16 protein-coding genes are annotated in these 16,330 nt (G+C 64.9%); 6 read left to right on the forward strand and 10 right to left on the reverse strand.

Annotation, left to right across the window (positions count from 1 at the left end; genetic code table 11):
- The first annotated feature begins 9 nt into the window (after nt 1-9).
- Entirely contained in the window at nt 10-663 is a 654-nt protein-coding gene (locus CH266_RS16425) for a hypothetical protein (protein ID WP_094715719.1), read from the forward strand.
- Nucleotides 664-1,132: 469 nt separating this feature from the next.
- On the opposite strand, the gene CH266_RS16430 is transcribed toward CH266_RS16425, so the two are convergent.
- The 4 genes from CH266_RS16430 to CH266_RS16445 form a co-directional block, all read right to left on the reverse strand.
- Nucleotides 1,133-1,621 carry an FBP domain-containing protein gene (locus CH266_RS16430; protein WP_094715794.1) on the reverse strand — a complete coding sequence of 163 codons (489 nt, stop codon included), beginning with the start codon at nt 1,619-1,621 and terminating at the stop codon, nt 1,133-1,135.
- A complete protein-coding gene (locus CH266_RS16435; protein ID WP_094651188.1) occupies nt 1,618-2,190 on the reverse strand; it encodes a TetR/AcrR family transcriptional regulator in 573 nt (190 codons plus the stop codon). Before CH266_RS16435 ends, CH266_RS16430 begins: the two co-directional genes overlap by 4 nt.
- 69 nt (nt 2,191-2,259) lie before the next feature.
- Entirely contained in the window at nt 2,260-4,008 is a 1,749-nt protein-coding gene (locus CH266_RS16440; RefSeq protein ID WP_032371882.1) for an ABC transporter ATP-binding protein, read from the reverse strand.
- Complete coding sequence (locus tag CH266_RS16445) at nt 4,005-5,753, reverse strand: ABC transporter ATP-binding protein (protein ID WP_176457112.1); 1,749 nt, start codon at nt 5,751-5,753, stop codon at nt 4,005-4,007. Before CH266_RS16445 ends, CH266_RS16440 begins: the two co-directional genes overlap by 4 nt.
- 105 nt (nt 5,754-5,858) lie before the next feature.
- Here CH266_RS16445 and CH266_RS25420 point away from each other — a divergent pair, with 105 nt between their 5' ends.
- The 3 genes from CH266_RS25420 to rsgA all read left to right on the forward strand — a co-directional run bounded on the left by CH266_RS25420 (nt 5,859) and on the right by rsgA (nt 8,724).
- Nucleotides 5,859-6,032: a hypothetical protein gene (locus CH266_RS25420; protein WP_008710019.1), complete on the forward strand. Its 174-nt coding sequence runs from the start codon at nt 5,859-5,861 to the stop codon at nt 6,030-6,032.
- A 52-nt stretch (nt 6,033-6,084) separates the two neighbouring features.
- A complete protein-coding gene (locus tag CH266_RS16450) occupies nt 6,085-7,533 on the forward strand; it encodes an alpha,alpha-trehalose-phosphate synthase (UDP-forming) (RefSeq protein ID WP_094715720.1) in 1,449 nt (482 codons plus the stop codon).
- 141 nt (nt 7,534-7,674) lie between these two features.
- Nucleotides 7,675-8,724, forward strand: a complete 1,050-nt coding sequence (gene rsgA, locus CH266_RS16455) for a ribosome small subunit-dependent GTPase A (RefSeq protein ID WP_094715721.1) — start codon at nt 7,675-7,677, stop codon at nt 8,722-8,724.
- Between the two features lies 1 nt (nt 8,725).
- Here rsgA and CH266_RS16460 read toward each other — a convergent pair whose 3' ends face one another.
- A complete protein-coding gene (locus tag CH266_RS16460; RefSeq protein WP_027495662.1) occupies nt 8,726-8,956 on the reverse strand; it encodes a hypothetical protein in 231 nt (76 codons plus the stop codon).
- A 158-nt stretch (nt 8,957-9,114) separates the two neighbouring features.
- Between CH266_RS16460 and CH266_RS16465 the strand changes: the two genes are divergently transcribed.
- Together CH266_RS16465 and CH266_RS16470 are read left to right on the forward strand one after the other, a co-directional pair.
- Nucleotides 9,115-10,530 carry an MFS transporter gene (locus tag CH266_RS16465; protein ID WP_094715796.1) on the forward strand — a complete coding sequence of 472 codons (1,416 nt, stop codon included), beginning with the start codon at nt 9,115-9,117 and terminating at the stop codon, nt 10,528-10,530.
- Nucleotides 10,527-10,928: a MarR family winged helix-turn-helix transcriptional regulator gene (locus tag CH266_RS16470; protein ID WP_032389804.1), complete on the forward strand. Its 402-nt coding sequence runs from the start codon at nt 10,527-10,529 to the stop codon at nt 10,926-10,928. Before CH266_RS16465 ends, CH266_RS16470 begins: the two co-directional genes overlap by 4 nt.
- A gap of 41 nt (nt 10,929-10,969) precedes the next feature.
- On the opposite strand, the gene CH266_RS16475 is transcribed toward CH266_RS16470, so the two are convergent.
- From CH266_RS16475 to dnaK, 5 genes are all read right to left on the reverse strand, one after another.
- Complete coding sequence (locus CH266_RS16475) at nt 10,970-11,716, reverse strand: FAD-binding oxidoreductase (protein ID WP_032381455.1); 747 nt, start codon at nt 11,714-11,716, stop codon at nt 10,970-10,972.
- A 248-nt stretch (nt 11,717-11,964) separates the two neighbouring features.
- Nucleotides 11,965-12,381 carry a heat shock protein transcriptional repressor HspR gene (locus tag CH266_RS16480; RefSeq protein WP_045841157.1) on the reverse strand — a complete coding sequence of 139 codons (417 nt, stop codon included), beginning with the start codon at nt 12,379-12,381 and terminating at the stop codon, nt 11,965-11,967.
- The gene (gene dnaJ, locus CH266_RS16485; RefSeq protein WP_027495657.1) at nt 12,381-13,556 is read right to left on the reverse strand and encodes a molecular chaperone DnaJ; all 1,176 of its coding nucleotides are present in this window, start codon (nt 13,554-13,556) and stop codon (nt 12,381-12,383) included. The genes CH266_RS16480 and dnaJ overlap by 1 nt, the downstream gene beginning before the upstream one ends.
- A 31-nt stretch (nt 13,557-13,587) precedes the next feature.
- On the reverse strand, nt 13,588-14,247 hold the full coding sequence (gene grpE, locus CH266_RS16490; protein ID WP_094715722.1) for a nucleotide exchange factor GrpE: 660 nt from the start codon (nt 14,245-14,247) through the stop codon (nt 13,588-13,590).
- On the reverse strand, nt 14,244-16,088 hold the full coding sequence (gene dnaK / locus CH266_RS16495) for a molecular chaperone DnaK (protein WP_027495655.1): 1,845 nt from the start codon (nt 16,086-16,088) through the stop codon (nt 14,244-14,246). Before dnaK ends, grpE begins: the two co-directional genes overlap by 4 nt.
- Between the last annotated feature and the right edge of the window lie 242 nt (nt 16,089-16,330).

Below are 16,330 nucleotides of genomic sequence, written 5' to 3' on the forward strand. Positions count from 1 at the left end.
TTCGACTATATGAGTGTTTTGGCCCTACCACTGACCATCCTGAGAATTCAGTACAAGATCGCACGAATTCCGTTGCAGCTCATCGAGACCAACGTCGTCGTGAAGATGGATGCGGAATCACCGGCGCGGCTCGCCTACGAGCACACGCTCGGATCCCTCGATCGTGCTGTCGGAAACCTGTTGGGAGACAGGAGTCTTGCCGATCGCGGCGAGACGCTGGTCGACAGCACCGAGAACCGCGCCGAAGCAGCACGCCTGGACGCCGAGGCACGTGCGAAGAAGACTGCTGCGGACGCCGACCTGAAGACGGCTCGTGAGACCGCCGAGCAGGACCGGCGGGCCGCCGACGCCGCAGCCCAGGAAGCCGCCCGCGACGCGCGACAGGAAGCCGAGCAGCGCAAGCGCGAGGCCGCCCAGGAAGCCGAACGCGAAGCGGCTGCAAAGAAGAAAAAGGCCGACGAGCAAGCTGCCGCGGCGGCCAAGGCAGCCGAGGACCGCAAGAAGACTCAGCAGGCTCAGGTCGACAAGCAGGAGAAGTTGGCTGCAGCACCGTCCGAGGCCGAATTGGCCGAGGCCGCAAAGCGATCCGAGGAAGCCGACGCCAAGAAGGACGAGGCAGAGCGCATCGAGAAGCTGTTCATCGCGGAGAAGAACAAGGATTGACAGCCCGATTCTCTCGAATCGAGCTCAGCAACAACCTCTTCCAGCCCCGCACCGTGTTCTCGGTGCGGGGCTGGTGCGCGCTGCAACCGTTGGGTGCCACACTCTGAGAGCATCGACCGGGGCGCACCAGCGAAGCCCGACTGCCCGGTTTACTCTAGGTTCGCCGAACACATCGACGAGGCGGGTAGATGCGCATGCGACAAACGGGACCCGAGTCCAATCCACCTAACCGCGCCCGGCGCAGACTCTCGCCGCTGTTCGCCACTCTGGTGATCTTCGGCGTTCTCGCCGTCCCAAGACTGGACTTCCCCGGGGCCGGCATTGCGGGCTGGGGACTTGCAATTGTCGCGGCAGCGGCCTGGCTTTTCACAGCTTTGCGGCCACAGCGGTCCAGCAAAAAGAGCTAGGTCGTGCGCGTTGTGCGTACCTCTGAGGGCGCACAACGCGCACGACGGGAGCGGAGCGACGATCAGCTGACGATGCGAGCGAGGAATGCGTCGATATTGTCTTTGACTGTTGCCGTGCGGGTGTCGACGTCGAAGTCCTCCTTGAACTGTCGTCCCAGGGCCGGTGTTTTCTTCTTGCGTGCGTACAGAGAACATGCGAGATCCGAGCAGATGTAGGTGCCGACGGTGTTGCCGCGTCGCCCGGACTCCCCTGCCTTCGCAGCGGCCATCAGCGACACACCGCCGTTGGCGTGGGTGGTGAGACAGATGCTGCACATCTGCGCAGTCCGCGGTCCACCTGCCCTGTATCGCAACGCAATTGCACGGAGTCGATCTTCCTGCGGTACGACGATGTAGCTTCGTCCAGCCAGCTTCGGGTCGCCCCAACCGAGGAAATCGAGATCCTCCCACGGCGTTTCGTCGAACATATCGGGGAGGGAAAGCCGAGTGGCGTCACCCTTGGACGAGTTGACGAACGACGATCTGATGTCGCGTTCGGAGATCGGCTTCATGGTTCCTGCCTCCATTGCCGTAGGAGTGTGTCGATTCCGTCGAGGATTCGGGCCCACGACTCTTGTGAGTCGGGTGCACTGTGAGCGAACGAGCCGGCCGCTTCGAGGCTGGCGAAACCGTGAAAGACACTGCCCAACAATCGAACAGCGTGCACCTGATCGGCCTCGTTCAGGTGATACCCACGAAGAATTGCCTTCATCATCGCCGAGTGCCGCACCCCGGCACTGTTGATCGCCGTCTCGTGGTCGAGAGGAAATTGAGTGGCCGCGTACCGGCCGGGATGTTCGCGCGAATAGACCAGGTACGCGTCGGCCACTGCGACCAACGCGTCCTTGCCTGCCCTGCCCGCCAACGCTTCTGCCACCCGGTCGGCCAGTTCTTCCAACGCCAGCAGAGCGATGCCGACATTGAGCTGATGCGCGCTCTTCAGATGCGAATACAGACTCGCCACTTTGACGTCGAAGCGTCGCGCCAACTCACTGGCAGTCACGCGATCGAAGCCGACCTCGTCGGCCAGATCCGCTCCTGCTGCCACGATGCGCTGCGCGGTCAATCCTGCGCGTGCCATGTCGGCCTCCTCCATCTTCCGAGGACACCGTAGCCAAAACTAATAGCTATAGGCAAATTGCTACAGCAATCAGCGACCCTGCCACGCCTCCCACAGCTCTGCGTAACGCCCACCGGCAGCGACCAACTCGTCGTGCGGACCTTGCTCCACGATTTTCCCGTGCTCGAGCACAACGACGCGGTCCGCTGCAGCGGCCTGGGTGAGGCGATGCGCCACGACCAATGTGCTGCGGCCTCTCGTCGCCGCCTCCGCAGCCAGTTCGAGCTCACGGGCACCGGAGCTGCCGGCCTCGGCGGTGGCCTCGTCCAACACCGCGACAGCCGGATCGGCGAGAACCAGCCGCGCCAGAGCCAATTGCTGCGATTGCGCCGCGGTCAACTGGTGACCGCCCTCGCCGACGGCGGTGTCGAGGCCGTTCTCGAGCGCCTCGACCCATCCCCAGGCACCGACGGTCCGCAGTGCGGCTTCCACGTCGTCGCGGCCGGCGTCCGGTGCCGCGAGCAACACGTCGTCGATCAAAGGGCCGGCGAAGACGTGCACTTCCTGGCTGACGATCGCGACATGCCGGCGTAAACCCTGGTGGCCCAACGAGTCCAGGGACGCGCCGCCGACACGGACCGTGCCCGACGTCGACGCCATGGACCCGGCCGCAATGGCCGCGATCGTCGACTTCCCGGCACCGGTGGATCCCACGAGCGCGACCGTCTCACCTGCGTCGACACGCAGGTCGACCCCGTGCAGTACTTCGTGACCCCCGTCGTACGAGTGGCGCAGGTCGACGACATCGAGGGTGGCGTCGGCAGGCACGGAACCGTCGCCCACCGGCCGCTCGTCGGCAATGTCGACGACACCGACCAGTCGGGCCAGAGAAGCTCCGGCAGACTGGATGTCGTCGAACGTGAAGAGCAGGGTGCCGATCGGATTGAACAGGCGATGGAACAGCAGCGCCGCGGCCGTGGTCTCACCGACGGTCACGTAATCGCCTCGTACGAGCAGGAATCCGGCCAGCAGGATCACCGACAGACCGACACATTCGGCGCGGTTACTGCGTGAGCCGAAACGGGTGAACAGTCGGAAGACGTCGACGCCGATGTCGCGGGCTTTCGCCGACGCTCGATCCACCTCACCGAGGTGCTCGGCTTCGAGTCCGTAGGCCCGCACCGTCTTTGCGCCCTGCATGCTGCTGACGAAGGACTGGGCTCGCTCGCCCATAGCGACTCGTTCGGCCGCGTACAGCGGAGCCGATCGGGGCAGATACCAGCGCAGCGCGAGCACGTACATCGGCAATGCCACCAGACCGGCAAGCCCCAGACGCCAGTCGATTCCGAGCATCGTGATCATGCTCAGGCACACCAGCAGGAATGCTCCGACGAGCTGGGGAATCACTTCGCCGATCGACTTGGCCATCACTGCGACGTCGTCGCCGACGCGGGAGAGCAAGTCGCCCTTGCCCACTCGCTCCAGCGTGGCCACCGGCAGGCGGAGAGCGCGTCGGACGACGGCCTCCCGTAAGGACGCCAGGATGCCCTCACCGAGGGTACTGATCAGGTAGCCGCTGAAACCGGTGACGACACCGCCGATGACCGCCGCCACCGCAATCACGACGACGACCCCCACGATGGTCGACGAGTCGGCCCCGTCGCGGACGCGGTCGACCAAGACGCCGAGCACGTAGACCGGCACAAGTGACATCGCCGCGGCCACCGCGCCGAGGAGCAGCGTCACCGCGGTACGGAGTTTGCGCAGGCGCAGCTGTTCCAACAGCCATCGGCCCGACCGGGCACCGGTGGCGATGGGAAGAAGTTCGGGGGCGGTCATCGCAGCACCGTCTCCTTGTACTGCGCGTCCGAGGACGCGAGATCGTGGTGGGTTCCTTCGGCGACGACGCGGCCGTCGTCGACCACGAGTACGCGATGCGTCACCGACAGCAGCGCAGGGCTGGTGGTGATCAGGATCGTGGTCTGCGCAGCGCTGCCGGTGTGTCGCAGCTCGGCGATGCCGCGCGCGATCGTGTGCTCGGTGACGGCGTCGACCGCGGTGGTGGGGTCGTGCAGCACCAGCACCGGGGCGTCGACCGACAGGGCCCGCGCCAACGCGACCCGTTGACGTTGGCCGCCGGAGAGGCTGGCACCGCGGTCGGTGACGGCGTGGTCGAGTCCGGCTTCGTGCAGTTCGACGACGTCGGTGGCCGCGGAGGCCTCGAGCACGCGGTCGAGTTCGGCGTCGGGCTGCGCGCGACCTGCGGTGACGTTGCTGCGGACGGTACCGGCGAACAGGTCGGTGATGTGCGGCTCGACGAGCACGGTCTCGCGGGCGCGTCGGAGATCGATGTCCCCTGTTGCGATGCCGCCGATCCGTACCGTTCCGGTGTAGTCGGACTCGGAGATCTGACCGGAGAGCACCTGGGCGAGTGCCTCCCCGTCCTGCGGCCGGTAGGCGACGATTCCGAGCATCTCGCCGGGTGCGGCCGAGAAGGTGAGGCCGTCGAGCGAACGGAACCCGACCTCGTCGACGGCGAGTTCGGTACCCGAGGGCACAGCGGAATCCGATTTCGGCAGAACGTGGTCGGCACCGAGTACGAGTGCGAGCCGATCGGCAGAGCCACGCACCATCGCCACCACGCCGGGGACCTTGGACAACCCGGTCAGCGGTTCGATGACGAATTGCGAGAGCCCGATGACGGTGATCAGCTCGCCGACCGAGATGCGACCCTGCAACGCGAACCAGCCTGCGGTACCGGCGATTCCGACGGCGAGCAACGCGTTGACCGCCGCCGCCAGGCCCTGATAGACGTTGTTGGCGCGGGTCAACCTCAGCGTGGCCGCCAGTGCCGTTCGGCTCGACGTCACGAACCGCTGGGTCGCGGCGTCCTCGGCTCCGATTCCGCGCAGCGGACGCACTCCACTGACCAGATCGGTGGCCATTCCCGAGACCCCGGCGATCTCGGCCTGCTGTGCGGTGGCCGCGCGGGTGAGCAACGGGGCGAGACGCTGGAGCGCGATCAAAATCACCGGAGTGCCGATCACGACGGCCAGGCCGAGAGGAATGTCGATGATCAGCAATGCCACCGCGGACGCGACCACCGCCACTGCAGACGCGAAGACTCGCGCGATCAGGTCGAGAATCCACGATTCCTTCTCGGCATCGGACGTCGAGACCGTCAGCAATTCCCCGGCCGATAGATCGGTGCGCAGTCCGCGTGGGTCGAGAACGCGGCCGGCGACCTCCACCCGCACATCGTGGGCCTCACGCTCGATGGCGACGACGATGATGCGGGCACCGATGCGCCAGGCGTAGGACAGTGTGACGAACAGAGCCGCGAGACCGACCAGTGAGACGATCATCGCCGTCACGTCGCCGGTGTCGATCGCCCGCGACACGATCAGACCGATCGCGACCGGAACCATCGTTTCGCACAGTTGATGCACCCCGAACAGCAGGGACGAGACGATCAAGCGGGTGCGACGACGTCGTACGGTGCGGCGCAGAATCGCGCCACCGGTGGTCGGGAAAGGTGCCTCCACCACGTTTCGAGCATGGTGAAGCGAGACAGAATCGGTCATTCGCTGCAGCCTATGGCATCGGGAAGTGGCGATGGGGTGTCACATTTACATAGAGTTGGCACCAGCGAACACCGAGTAAGTCCAGCAGAGAGTACGGAGATCACCATGCCTGCCAAGACATCGACCGACAACGACATCGCCGACGAAGACATCGTCCCACTCGAGTACGAGACCGCCAGTCAGGCCCAGCGCGTCGTCGCCGCCTATGCGACCGATGCAGACGAGTGCCGCATGTTGTTGTCGATGCTGGGTATAGACCCCGTAGCGAAGACCGACTGACAGGTTTTCGCAGGGCTGATTACCCAGGGATCAACAAGCGGATTGGACAGTTGTGGCTGACGCCTCGCAGGGTTCGGATTTCGTCGTCGTAGCCAACAGGTTGCCGGTCGATCTGGAGACACTTCCCGACGGCAGCACACGATGGAAGCGCAGCCCCGGCGGGCTGGTCACTGCGCTCGAGCCCATCCTGCGCGCCAACAAGGGTGCCTGGGTGGGATGGGTCGGCGTATCCGACGTCGACGTGGAGCCGTTCGTCGAGGACGACCTGCACCTGCGTCCGGTGCCGATCAGCGAGAAGGAATACACCCAGTACTACGAGGGCTTCTCCAACGCCACGCTGTGGCCGCTGTACCACGATGTCATCGTCAAGCCCGAGTACGACCGTGACTGGTGGAACGCCTACGTCGAAGTCAACCGCCGCTTCGCGGAGAAGACGTCCGAGGCAGCCGCGCAGGGTGCGACGGTGTGGATTCAGGACTATCAGCTTCAGCTGGTGCCCAAGATGCTGCGGATGCTGCGGCCCGATCTCACCATCGGCTTCTTTCTGCACATCCCGTTCCCGCCGATCGAGCTGTTCATGCAGATGCCGTGGCGCACCGAGATCGTCGAAGGACTGCTCGGAGCCGACCTGATCGGTTTCCATCTGTCCGGCGGTGCGCAGAACTTCCTCTACCTTGCCCGACGCCTCGCCGGGGGAACCACCTCACGCGGAACCGTCGGTGTGCGGTCCAAGCTCGGCGTCGTCCAGGTGGGGTTCCGGACCGTACGCGTCGGAGCGTTCCCGATCTCCATCGACTCCGGTGACCTCGACACCAAGTCGCGCACGAAGGCCGTCCGGGACCGCGCCAAGCAACTGCGCAAGGACCTGGGCAATCCGAAACGGATCATGCTCGGCGTCGACCGACTGGATTACACCAAGGGAATCGACGTTCGGCTCAACGCATTTCGAGAGTTGCTCGAAGAAGGCCGAGTCGATCCGGCCGAGAACGTCATCGTGCAATTGGCGACGCCCAGCCGTGAACGCGTCGAGAGCTATGTCGCCATGCGCGGCGAGATCGAGCAGCAGGTGGGACGCATCAACGGTGAGTACGGCCAGGTGGGCCACCCGGTGGTCCACTATCTGCACCGTCCCATTCCCCGCGAGGACCTGCTCGCCTACTTCGTCGCTGCCGACGTCATGCTGGTCACTCCCCTACGCGACGGCATGAACCTCGTCGCCAAGGAGTACGTGGCCTGCCGCAGCGACCTCGGTGGCGCGCTGGTTCTCAGCGAATTCACCGGTGCTGCTGCAGAATTGCGCCAGGCGTACCTGTGCAACCCCCATGATCTGGACAGTGTGAAGGACGCCATCACCGGAGCGCTCGAACAGGAACCCGAGGCAGGCAAGCGTCACATGCGAGCCATGCGCCGGCAGGTTCTCGCCCATGATGTCGACCGCTGGGCTCGCTCGTTCCTGTCCGCTCTGGCACAACCGGCCGAGGGCACCAACCTCGGTCGATAAATCGCTTTACCCCCACCGTCGACGGCTGTTAGTTTGCCGTCGTCGGTTTTGTGCATGCGAGAAGTGAGGAGGTGGGCATCGTGGCCACCTGGACGAGAACACACCCGAGCCCTCATACCTCCTCCACGAAGGACTTCTCGCATGTCTTCTCTACTCGAATACGGACTCGACCAGCACTGGCGTGACGAGTTCGAACAGCATTCTCACAGCGCAGTTCTCGCCCGCGTGGTTCGCGTCGACCGCGGTGAATTCGACGCGATCACCGAGCACGGAATCGCGCGCGGCACCGGCAGTGTCAGCGGTCGTTCCGCAGGCTCCACTCCTGGCGGCCTCTGCACCGGGGATTGGGTGGCACTGGCCGCGGAATCGTTCCGGCTGATCCACATCCTGCCCCGCCGAACGGCCATAGTTCGAGCCAGTGCCGGATCGACCTCGGCCGCACAGGTTCTCGGAGCCAACGTCGATACCGTCGTGGTCACTGTCGCGTCGGACACGGCCCTCGACCTCGGCCGCGTCGAGCGCTACCTCACGCTGGCGTGGGGCAGCGGCGGCGTACCCGTCGTCGCGATCACGAAGACCGACAGCGGATGCGTCACCGAAGAGTCGGTACTGGCCGCCGCGCCGGGTGTCACCGTCTGTAGCACCAGCGCGGTGTCGGCCGATGGAATCGACTCGCTGACAGCGCATCTGCACGGCACGGTCGCGCTCATCGGGCCGTCGGGATCGGGTAAATCGACTCTCGGCAACGCTCTGATCGGGAGCACCGCGTTCACCACCGGCACCACTCGCGAGGCGGACGCCAAGGGCAGACACACGACGGTGCGTCGGGAATTGATTCCGGTACCACGGCTGGGACTGACCCTGCTCGATACTCCCGGATTGAGGTCGGTGGGCGTACAAGGATCGGAAGACGCAGTGGCGAACGCTTTTTCGGATATCGACGAGCTGGCCGCACTGTGCCGTTTCGGCGACTGCGCGCACGCACACGAGCCCGGTTGCGCCGTTCTCGCCGCCGTCGAGGCAGGCGAACTCACCGAACGCCGGCTGAGTAACTACCGAAAGCTGGTGCGGGAGAACGCCTGGACCACGTCACGCTACGACGCGCGGGCGCGCAGCGAGAAGTTGAGGGAATACAAGCAGATGACCAAGTCGCTACGGCAGAAGTACGCAGCCGACGGTGGGCGGCGCTAGGTCAGCTCTCGTCGAACAGCGAGGGGCTCTCGGACTCCGCCTCTTCCAGCGGAGCCGAGCCCTCGCGCGGCGACGCCTTGCGCACCACCTCGACCGTCGTCGTACGGACCGACAGCCGATGCCCGTCGTGATGCTCGAGCAACGCCAACCCTTGACGAATCTCGAGCACCTTCCACGGGCCTGCATGCCCGGACGCCTGAACCAGGTCGCCTGGTGCGATCTCGGAAGCCACTGTTGTTCTCCATTCACCGAGCAGGTAACGGGGGTCGAGCAAGTCTGTGACACACACCCTATCGGGCGCCGACCAGCCCGACGCCACTTGCTCGTCGAACAAGTTAGGAGTACTCATGTAATAGTTGTAGATGTACAAGCAAATATGCGGAGGTGCACGTGGCCGAGCTGACTCGACGACACCGATATCTCGTGCTCGGGATCTGCTGCCTCAGCCTGTTTCTCGTCAGCACCGACAACACGATCGTCAACGTCGCGCTGCCGTCGATGCGCGCAGATCTGAATGCATCGGTATCGGGTCTGCAATGGATCATCGATGCCTACACGCTGGTCGTGGCATCTCTGCTGATGCTCGGTGGCTCGATGGCCGACAAGTACGGCCGCAAACGCTTCTTCCTGATCGGCACCGGAACGTTCGTGCTCGGCTCGCTGCTGTGCAGCGTCGCACCGTCGCTGGGCTGGCTCATCGCCTTCCGGATGCTGCAGGCCATCGGCGGCTCGATGATGAATCCCGTCGCGATGTCGATCATCACCAACACCTTCACCGACCCCAAAGAGCGCGCCGGCGCGATCGGCATGTGGGGTGCCGTCGTCGGAATCTCGATGTCCGCGGGACCGGCACTCGGCGGCGTGCTCGTCACCAGCGCCGGCTGGCAGTCCATCTTCTGGATCAACGTCCCCGTCGGGATCTTCGCTTTGGCGATGACACTGAAGTTCGTCCCGGAATCCAAGGCCGAGCACGCGAGGAAGTTCGATCCGGTAGGTCAGTTCCTCATCTTCGCGTTCCTCGCGTCCCTGGTCTTCACCATCATCGAAGGTCCCGCGAAGGGCTGGGGATCACCGCTGATCGTGTTCACCGGTGCCGTCGCGATCGGCTCTCTCCTCGGGCTGCTGGTGGTCGAATCGCGAATCGAGGAACCGCTGATCCAGCTGAAGTTCTTCCGCAGCGCACCGTTCAGTGGCGCTACGGTGATCGCCGTGTGTGCGTTCGCGTCCCTCGGCGGGTTCCTGTTCCTCAACACGCTGTACCTGCAGGACGTTCGCGGCTACTCACCTCTGCACGCTGGTCTCTACACTCTGCCGATGGCACTGATGACGCTGATTTTCGCGCCGATATCGGGACGCATCGTCGGCAGCTTCGGGGCTCGCATCCCCCTGCTCGTGGCCGGCCTCGGCTTCGTGGTCTCGGCGCTGATGCTCACCAGAACGACGCCGACGACATCCTTCACCTGGTTGGCGACGGCATACGTGATCTTCGGAATCTCCTTCGGCATGGTCAACGCCCCGATCACCAACACCGCAGTGTCCGGGATGCCGCGCAGCCAAGCCGGCGTGGCCTCGGCTATCGCGTCGACCAGCAGGCAGGTGGGTCAGTCGCTCGGTGTGGCCGTCATGGGATCGATCGTCACCGCGAGCATCGTCGGAGAAATCTCCGACGGCTTCACTGCCGCCGCCGTGCCCGCCTGGTTCGTCATCGCCGGTGCAGGCGTGGTCGTGACCGTGCTCGCGCTGGTCACCACCGGCCGGTGGGCACGATCGACCGCCGAACGTATCGACCAGCCGGTGCTCGTATGACGAGCGAAGCAGCGCAGATCTGGCGCGAGATGCGAGCGCTGATGCTCGAGGTACACGACACTCGACGGGCCGTCGCCGAGGCCACCGGGATGAGCTTCCTGCGAGCGAAACTGCTGATCAAGCTGTTGAGCGGCGATCGGTCGGTCACCGAACTCGCCGATCTGCTCGCCTCCGACGTGCCCTACGTATCTCTGAACGTGCGCGAACTCGAACAGCGAGACCTGGTGGTGCGCACAGAAGACCCCCACGATCGTCGACGACGCATCATCGGACTCACCGATACCGGACGCCGCCTCGCCGAGAAAGCCCGCACGATCGCCGACGCCCCGCCGCCGGAATTCACGGCACTACCGCCGGAGGACCTGGCGCATCTGCGTCGAATACTGCGACTGCCCTGATGTGGTGGGGCGGCGCTTCTGCTTCGTCTTCTGCTTCGGCTTCAGCGGCGAATGTCTGCGAGCGGGGTTCCGATCTCGACGAGGGCGCGCACGGTGGCGGCCTCCATGCCGGGTGAACCACACACCAGGATCTGACGGTCGGGGAACGGCCCCTGCACCGCGACGACGTCGGCGATAGCACCCTCCCAGCAGTGCTCCGGCTCGAAAAACGATGTGGTGGAACCTATTTCCTCGTGAATGCGATCGTTCCAGCGGTCCGAGGCCCACGGCTCGTGCAGCTGATCGACGACGGGAACGACGGTCAGCCACGGCAACTCGGCCGCCATCAACCACAGCATGTCGCTTGCATAGAGATCGCGCGGCGACTTGCCGCCGAAGAACAGCGTCACATTCGGCGGCCGCTCCCAGCGGGTGAGATCGAGCAGAATCGCGCGCAACGGAGCGAGACCGGTACCGCCCGCGATCATGACGACGTCACGCCCGGAATCGTCGACGTGCAGACCGCCCTGCGGATCACTGATCTGCCAGACATGACCGGGCCGCGTCTCGTTGACGATCGACCCGCTCACCCACCCCGCGGGTACCGCGCGCACATGGAATTCGAGCTTGCCGTCCAGCGACGGCGGCAGGGCGGGCGAATATCGCCGAGTCAGAGCAGTGTTCTGAGGAACTGTCACGGACACGGACTGCCCGGCTCTGAAGGGAATGGCGTCGCCCTCGAGCCTGATGACCGCGAGGTCGTTCCGAAGGCGATGGTACTGAACGACTGTCGAATTCCACGCCTGCATGCGGACCAGGATAGGGGTCGATGCCGGGTGTCTCGCAAACGCGCGCGGGGTTCGCCACTGCCGATGCCGCAAACGCGCGCGCGTTTGCTGAACGCGCGCGGAATAGTGACCGAATCACTGGCAAGTCTGCGCGCACCTGACAAACGCGCGCGCGTTTGCGGGGAAGGCGCGCGGAATAGTGACCGAATCACTGGCGAATCTGCGCGCACCTGACAAATGCGCGCGCGTTTGCGGGGAAGGCGGCGAACCTAGCGCTGGTGCTTCGGCTTCCAGACCACCAGGGCGTTGCGTTGGATCGGCACCAGGTCGCGGCGATAGCTCGCGTGCACGTTCGCTACCTCCTGCGCCAGTTCCGAGACCCGGGCCTGCAGGGCCTCGACCTGGTTGGTGAGCTCGATGATGCGCTTGATACCGGCGAGGTTGACGCCCTCGTCCTGCGAGAGTCGCTGCACCTCACGGAGCAGTGCGACGTCGCGCGGTGTGTAGCGTCGACCTCCGCCGGTGGTGCGGTGGGGGATGACCAGGCCCAGTCGGTCGTAGGTGCGCAGCGTCTGCGCATGCATGCCGGCCAGCTGAGCCGCGACGGAGATCACGAAGATCTGCGCGTCGGGATCACCTTGTGCCCCACCGGCTTTCGCGGAACCGCCCTCGGGAGGGACCGACATCACACACCTGCCCACCCGGCCCGCGGGTCGAATCCGCTGGCCTTTTCGGCTTCCAGATAGGTCTTCAGAGCGTCGGTAGCAGCATCGTCGAGTTTCTGCGGGACGGCAACTTTGACGGTCACCATCAGGTCGCCTGCACCGGACTTCTTCGGGATGCCGCGTCCACGCACCCGCAGCACCCGGCCGTCGACGGTGCCCGGTGGCACCTTGACGCCGACACGTCCTTCGAGGGTGGGCACCGACAGTGTGGTGCCGAGGACCAGTTCGCCGTAGCTGACCGGCACGGTCACCGTGAGGTCGTCGCCGGTGCGGCCGAAGACCTTGTCGGGCTTCACTCGAACGGTGACGAACAGGTCGCCGGACGGTGCTCCACGAAGTCCGGCCTCGCCCTGGCCTGCGAGTCGTACTTTCTGGCCGTCGCTGATGCCTGCGGGTACTCGCACAGTGATGGTGCGGGTGCGGTTCTGCACTCCGGTGCCGCGGCAATCGACGCACGGGTCGTCGATGATGGATCCGGTACCGCGGCAGTCGTCACAGGGCTCACTGAAGCCGAACGCGCCTTGGTTTCGATTGACGACGCCCTGGCCGTTGCACTTGGGGCAGACCCGCGGGCTCGTTCCGGGCTTCGCACCGCTGCCGTGACACGTGGTGCACGAGGACGGACTGGTCAACCGCAACGGGACCGTCACACCCTGCGCTGCTTCACGGAATTGCAGCGAGGTCTCGGTCTCGACATCGCTGCCGCGTCGGGGACGGTTGCTCTGCGGGCGCTGGGCTGCGCCGCGATTGAACAGACCTCCGAACAGATCGCCGATGCCGCCGTCGCCGCCACCGCCCTGGCCGAAGATGTCGCCCACGTCGAAGGTCTGGCCACCGCCACCGAATCCGCCTGCACCGGGCGAGAATCCGCCTCCACCGCGGCTACCGAAGCCACCGGACGCGAACAGCCGCCTGGCCTCGTCGTATTCCTTGCGTTTGGCCGGGTCGGCGAGTACGGCATGCGCCTCGCTGACCGCCTTGAACTTGTTCTCGGCCGCGGCGTTGCCGGGATTGGCGTCGGGATGGTTGTCCCGCGCCAACTTTCGGTACGCCTTCTTGATCTCTTCTGCAGTAGCGCTGGAGGAAACGCCCAGCTCCTTGTAGAAGTCCTTCTCGATCCACTCCCGCTGGCTCACCGGGCGTTTCCTCCTCTCGCGCTATTTCTTTTTACTGCTCGTCGGACGCGGGTGCGTCCGATTCTTCTGTTGCCATGCCCTCGGAAGCACTGTCGACCACACCGACCATCGCGGTACGCAGCACGCGCTCGCCGAGCTTGTAGCCCGGACGCATCAGCGTGCCAACGACCGGATTGCTGCCGTCGCCCTCATGGGAGACGGCCTCGTGGATGGCCGGGTCGAAGGCGTCGCCCTCGGCCCCGAAGGTGCTCAGACCGATGTTCGAGAACACCCCCGCCAACTTGTCCGCCACGGACTTGAGCGGTCCGGTTTCGAGATCGCCGTGCTGGCGAGCTCGCTCCAGATCGTCGAGGACGGGGAGCAGCTGGGACACGACGGACGCTTTCGCGTTCTCCGCTCCCGTCTGCTTCTCCCGATCCGTGCGGCGACGGTAGTTGGCGTACTCGGCCGACACGCGCTGCAAATCGGCAGTGAGTTCGGCGACCTGAGTGTCGCGCGGATCTTCTGTGTCCTCCGCCTCGACCACGATCTCGCCTGTCCCTTCGTCCACCGAGCCGGGCTGGGGCGCAGTACCGGTGCCCGCGAGGGGCTCCGGAACTGCGTCACCTTCCCGTACTTCACCGGTCTCGGGATCGATCTTCCGCTTGTCCACGAAAGTGACCGGTTCTTGCTCGGAGTTACCCGACGTCACTTCTTGTCCGTGTCGTCGGCGGGCTCGTCGACAACCTCTGCGTCGACTACACCGTCGTCAGCGGCCTGCGCGCCACCCTCTGCGCCGCCCTGCTCCTTGGCCTGAGCCTCGTAGATGGCGGTGCCGAGAGCCTGCGACTCGCTCGACAGCTTCTCCACGGCGGTCTTCACTGCCGAGATGTCGCTGCCCGCGAGTGCCGTCTTGGCGTCGGCGATGGCGGTTTCGACGCGGCCCTTGAGCTCGGCGTCGACCTTGTCCTCGTTGTCCTTGACGAACTTCTCCGTCTGGTGGACGAGGGACTCGGCCTGGTTGCGGACCTCGGCCTCTTCGCGACGAGCCTTGTCCTCGTCTGCGTGAGCTTCGGCGTCGGCGACCATGCGGTCGATCTCTTCCTTGGACAGACCGGAGCCGTCCTGGATCTTGATCGTGTTCTCCTTGCCGGTGCCCTTGTCCTTGGCCGTGACGTGCACGATGCCGTTGGCGTCGATGTCGAAGGTGACCTCGATCTGGGGGACGCCGCGCGGAGCCGGGGGCAGATCCGTCAACTCGAACGAGCCGAGGAGCTTGTTGTGCGAGGCGATCTCGCGCTCACCCTGGAAGACCTGGATCTGCACCGAGGGCTGATTGTCGTCAGCGGTGGTGAAGGTCTCGGATCGCTTCGTCGGGATGGTGGTGTTGCGCTCGATGAGCTTGGTCATGACGCCACCCTTGGTTTCGATACCGAGGGACAGCGGCGTGACGTCGAGGAGCAGAACGTCCTTGACCTCACCCTTGAGCACACCGGCCTGCAGTGCAGCACCGACGGCCACGACCTCGTCCGGGTTGACGCCCTTGTTGGGCTCGCGTCCACCGGAGAGTTCCTTGACCAGCTCGGAGACCGCGGGCATACGCGTCGAACCACCGACGAGCACGACGTGGTCGATGTCCTTGACGGCGATGCCGGAGTCCTTGACCACTGCCTGGAACGGCGCACGAGTGCGGTCGAGCAGGTCGGAGGTGATCTTCTGGAACTCCGAGCGGCTGAGCTGCTCGTCGAGGAAGAGCGGGTTCTTGTCCGCGTCGACCGTGATGTACGGAAGGTTGATCGAGGTGCTCTGCCCGGAGGACAGCTCGATCTTCGCCTTCTCGGCAGCCTCACGCAGACGCTGCAGGGCCATCTTGTCCTTGGTCAGATCGATGCCGTTCTGAGCCTTGAACTTGTCGACGAGCCAGGTCACGATGCGCTCGTCCCAGTCGTCGCCACCGAGGTGGTTGTCGCCGGACGTCGCGCGCACCTCGACGACGCCGTCGCCGATTTCGAGCAGCGAGACGTCGAACGTGCCGCCACCGAGGTCGAACACGAGAATGGTCTGCTCGCTGTCGCCCTTGTCCAGGCCGTATGCGAGAGCTGCCGCGGTGGGCTCGTTGACGATGCGCAGGACGTTGAGGCCGGCGATCTGGCCGGCTTCCTTCGTGGCCTGACGCTGTGCGTCCTCGAAGTACGCGGGAACGGTGATGACCGCGTCGGTGATTTCCTCACCCAGGTAGGCCTCGGCGTCGCGCTTGAGCTTCTGCAGCGTGCGCGCGGAGATTTCCTGAGGGGTGTACTTCTTGCCGTCGATCTCCACAGTCCAGTCCGTGCCGACGTGGCGCTTCACGGAACGAATCGTGCGGTCGACGTTGGTGACCGCCTGGTTCTTCGCGGGCTGGCCGACCAGCACTTCACCGTTCTTGGCGAAAGCGACGATCGACGGGGTGGTGCGTGATCCCTCGGAGTTGGCGACGACAACCGGTTCGCCGCCCTCGAGGACGGACACGACCGAGTTGGTGGTCCCGAGGTCGATACCGACCGCACGAGCCATAATGTTTCCTCCTGTTGTTGCGTGGGTTCCAGTCCCTGGGTGAGCGAACTCCGCTCAAGTTTGCACAACGCGATCTATCGCGTCAACTTCCAACTTGAGCCTCATCCACTCAAGGCTGCTGACCTGCACAACGGAGGGTGTGGCGAATTTGTTCCCGAGGGAGCGGCTGCGCCGCATGTGAGTAGGAGTGGAGCCTGCGGAACGACCCAGGTGAGTGGAAACTCGACCCCTGCTACGAAGTT

It is taken from the genome of Rhodococcus sp. 06-1474-1B (genome assembly GCF_002258885.1).
Classification (GTDB): domain Bacteria; phylum Actinomycetota; class Actinomycetes; order Mycobacteriales; family Mycobacteriaceae; genus Rhodococcoides; species Rhodococcoides fascians.

What these genes read in the sequence shown, in the direction of transcription:
- CH266_RS16470 (WP_032389804.1), top strand. Translation starts at nt 10,527, where the DNA reads ATGACGAGCGAAGCAGCGCAGATCTGGCGCGAGATGCGAGCGCTGATG.
- CH266_RS16430 (WP_094715794.1), bottom strand. Translation starts at nt 1,621, where the DNA reads ATGAAGCCGATCTCCGAACGCGACATCAGATCGTCGTTCGTCAACTCG.
- CH266_RS25420 (WP_008710019.1), top strand. Translation starts at nt 5,859, where the DNA reads ATGCCTGCCAAGACATCGACCGACAACGACATCGCCGACGAAGACATC.
- CH266_RS16440 (WP_032371882.1), bottom strand. Translation starts at nt 4,008, where the DNA reads ATGACCGCCCCCGAACTTCTTCCCATCGCCACCGGTGCCCGGTCGGGC.
- rsgA (WP_094715721.1), top strand. Translation starts at nt 7,675, where the DNA reads ATGTCTTCTCTACTCGAATACGGACTCGACCAGCACTGGCGTGACGAG.
- CH266_RS16475 (WP_032381455.1), bottom strand. Translation starts at nt 11,716, where the DNA reads ATGCAGGCGTGGAATTCGACAGTCGTTCAGTACCATCGCCTTCGGAAC.
- CH266_RS16445 (WP_176457112.1), bottom strand. Translation starts at nt 5,753, where the DNA reads ATGACCGATTCTGTCTCGCTTCACCATGCTCGAAACGTGGTGGAGGCA.
- CH266_RS16435 (WP_094651188.1), bottom strand. Translation starts at nt 2,190, where the DNA reads ATGGCACGCGCAGGATTGACCGCGCAGCGCATCGTGGCAGCAGGAGCG.
- dnaK (WP_027495655.1), bottom strand. Translation starts at nt 16,088, where the DNA reads ATGGCTCGTGCGGTCGGTATCGACCTCGGGACCACCAACTCGGTCGTG.
- CH266_RS16480 (WP_045841157.1), bottom strand. Translation starts at nt 12,381, where the DNA reads ATGTCGGTCCCTCCCGAGGGCGGTTCCGCGAAAGCCGGTGGGGCACAA.
- CH266_RS16425 (WP_094715719.1), top strand. Translation starts at nt 10, where the DNA reads ATGAGTGTTTTGGCCCTACCACTGACCATCCTGAGAATTCAGTACAAG.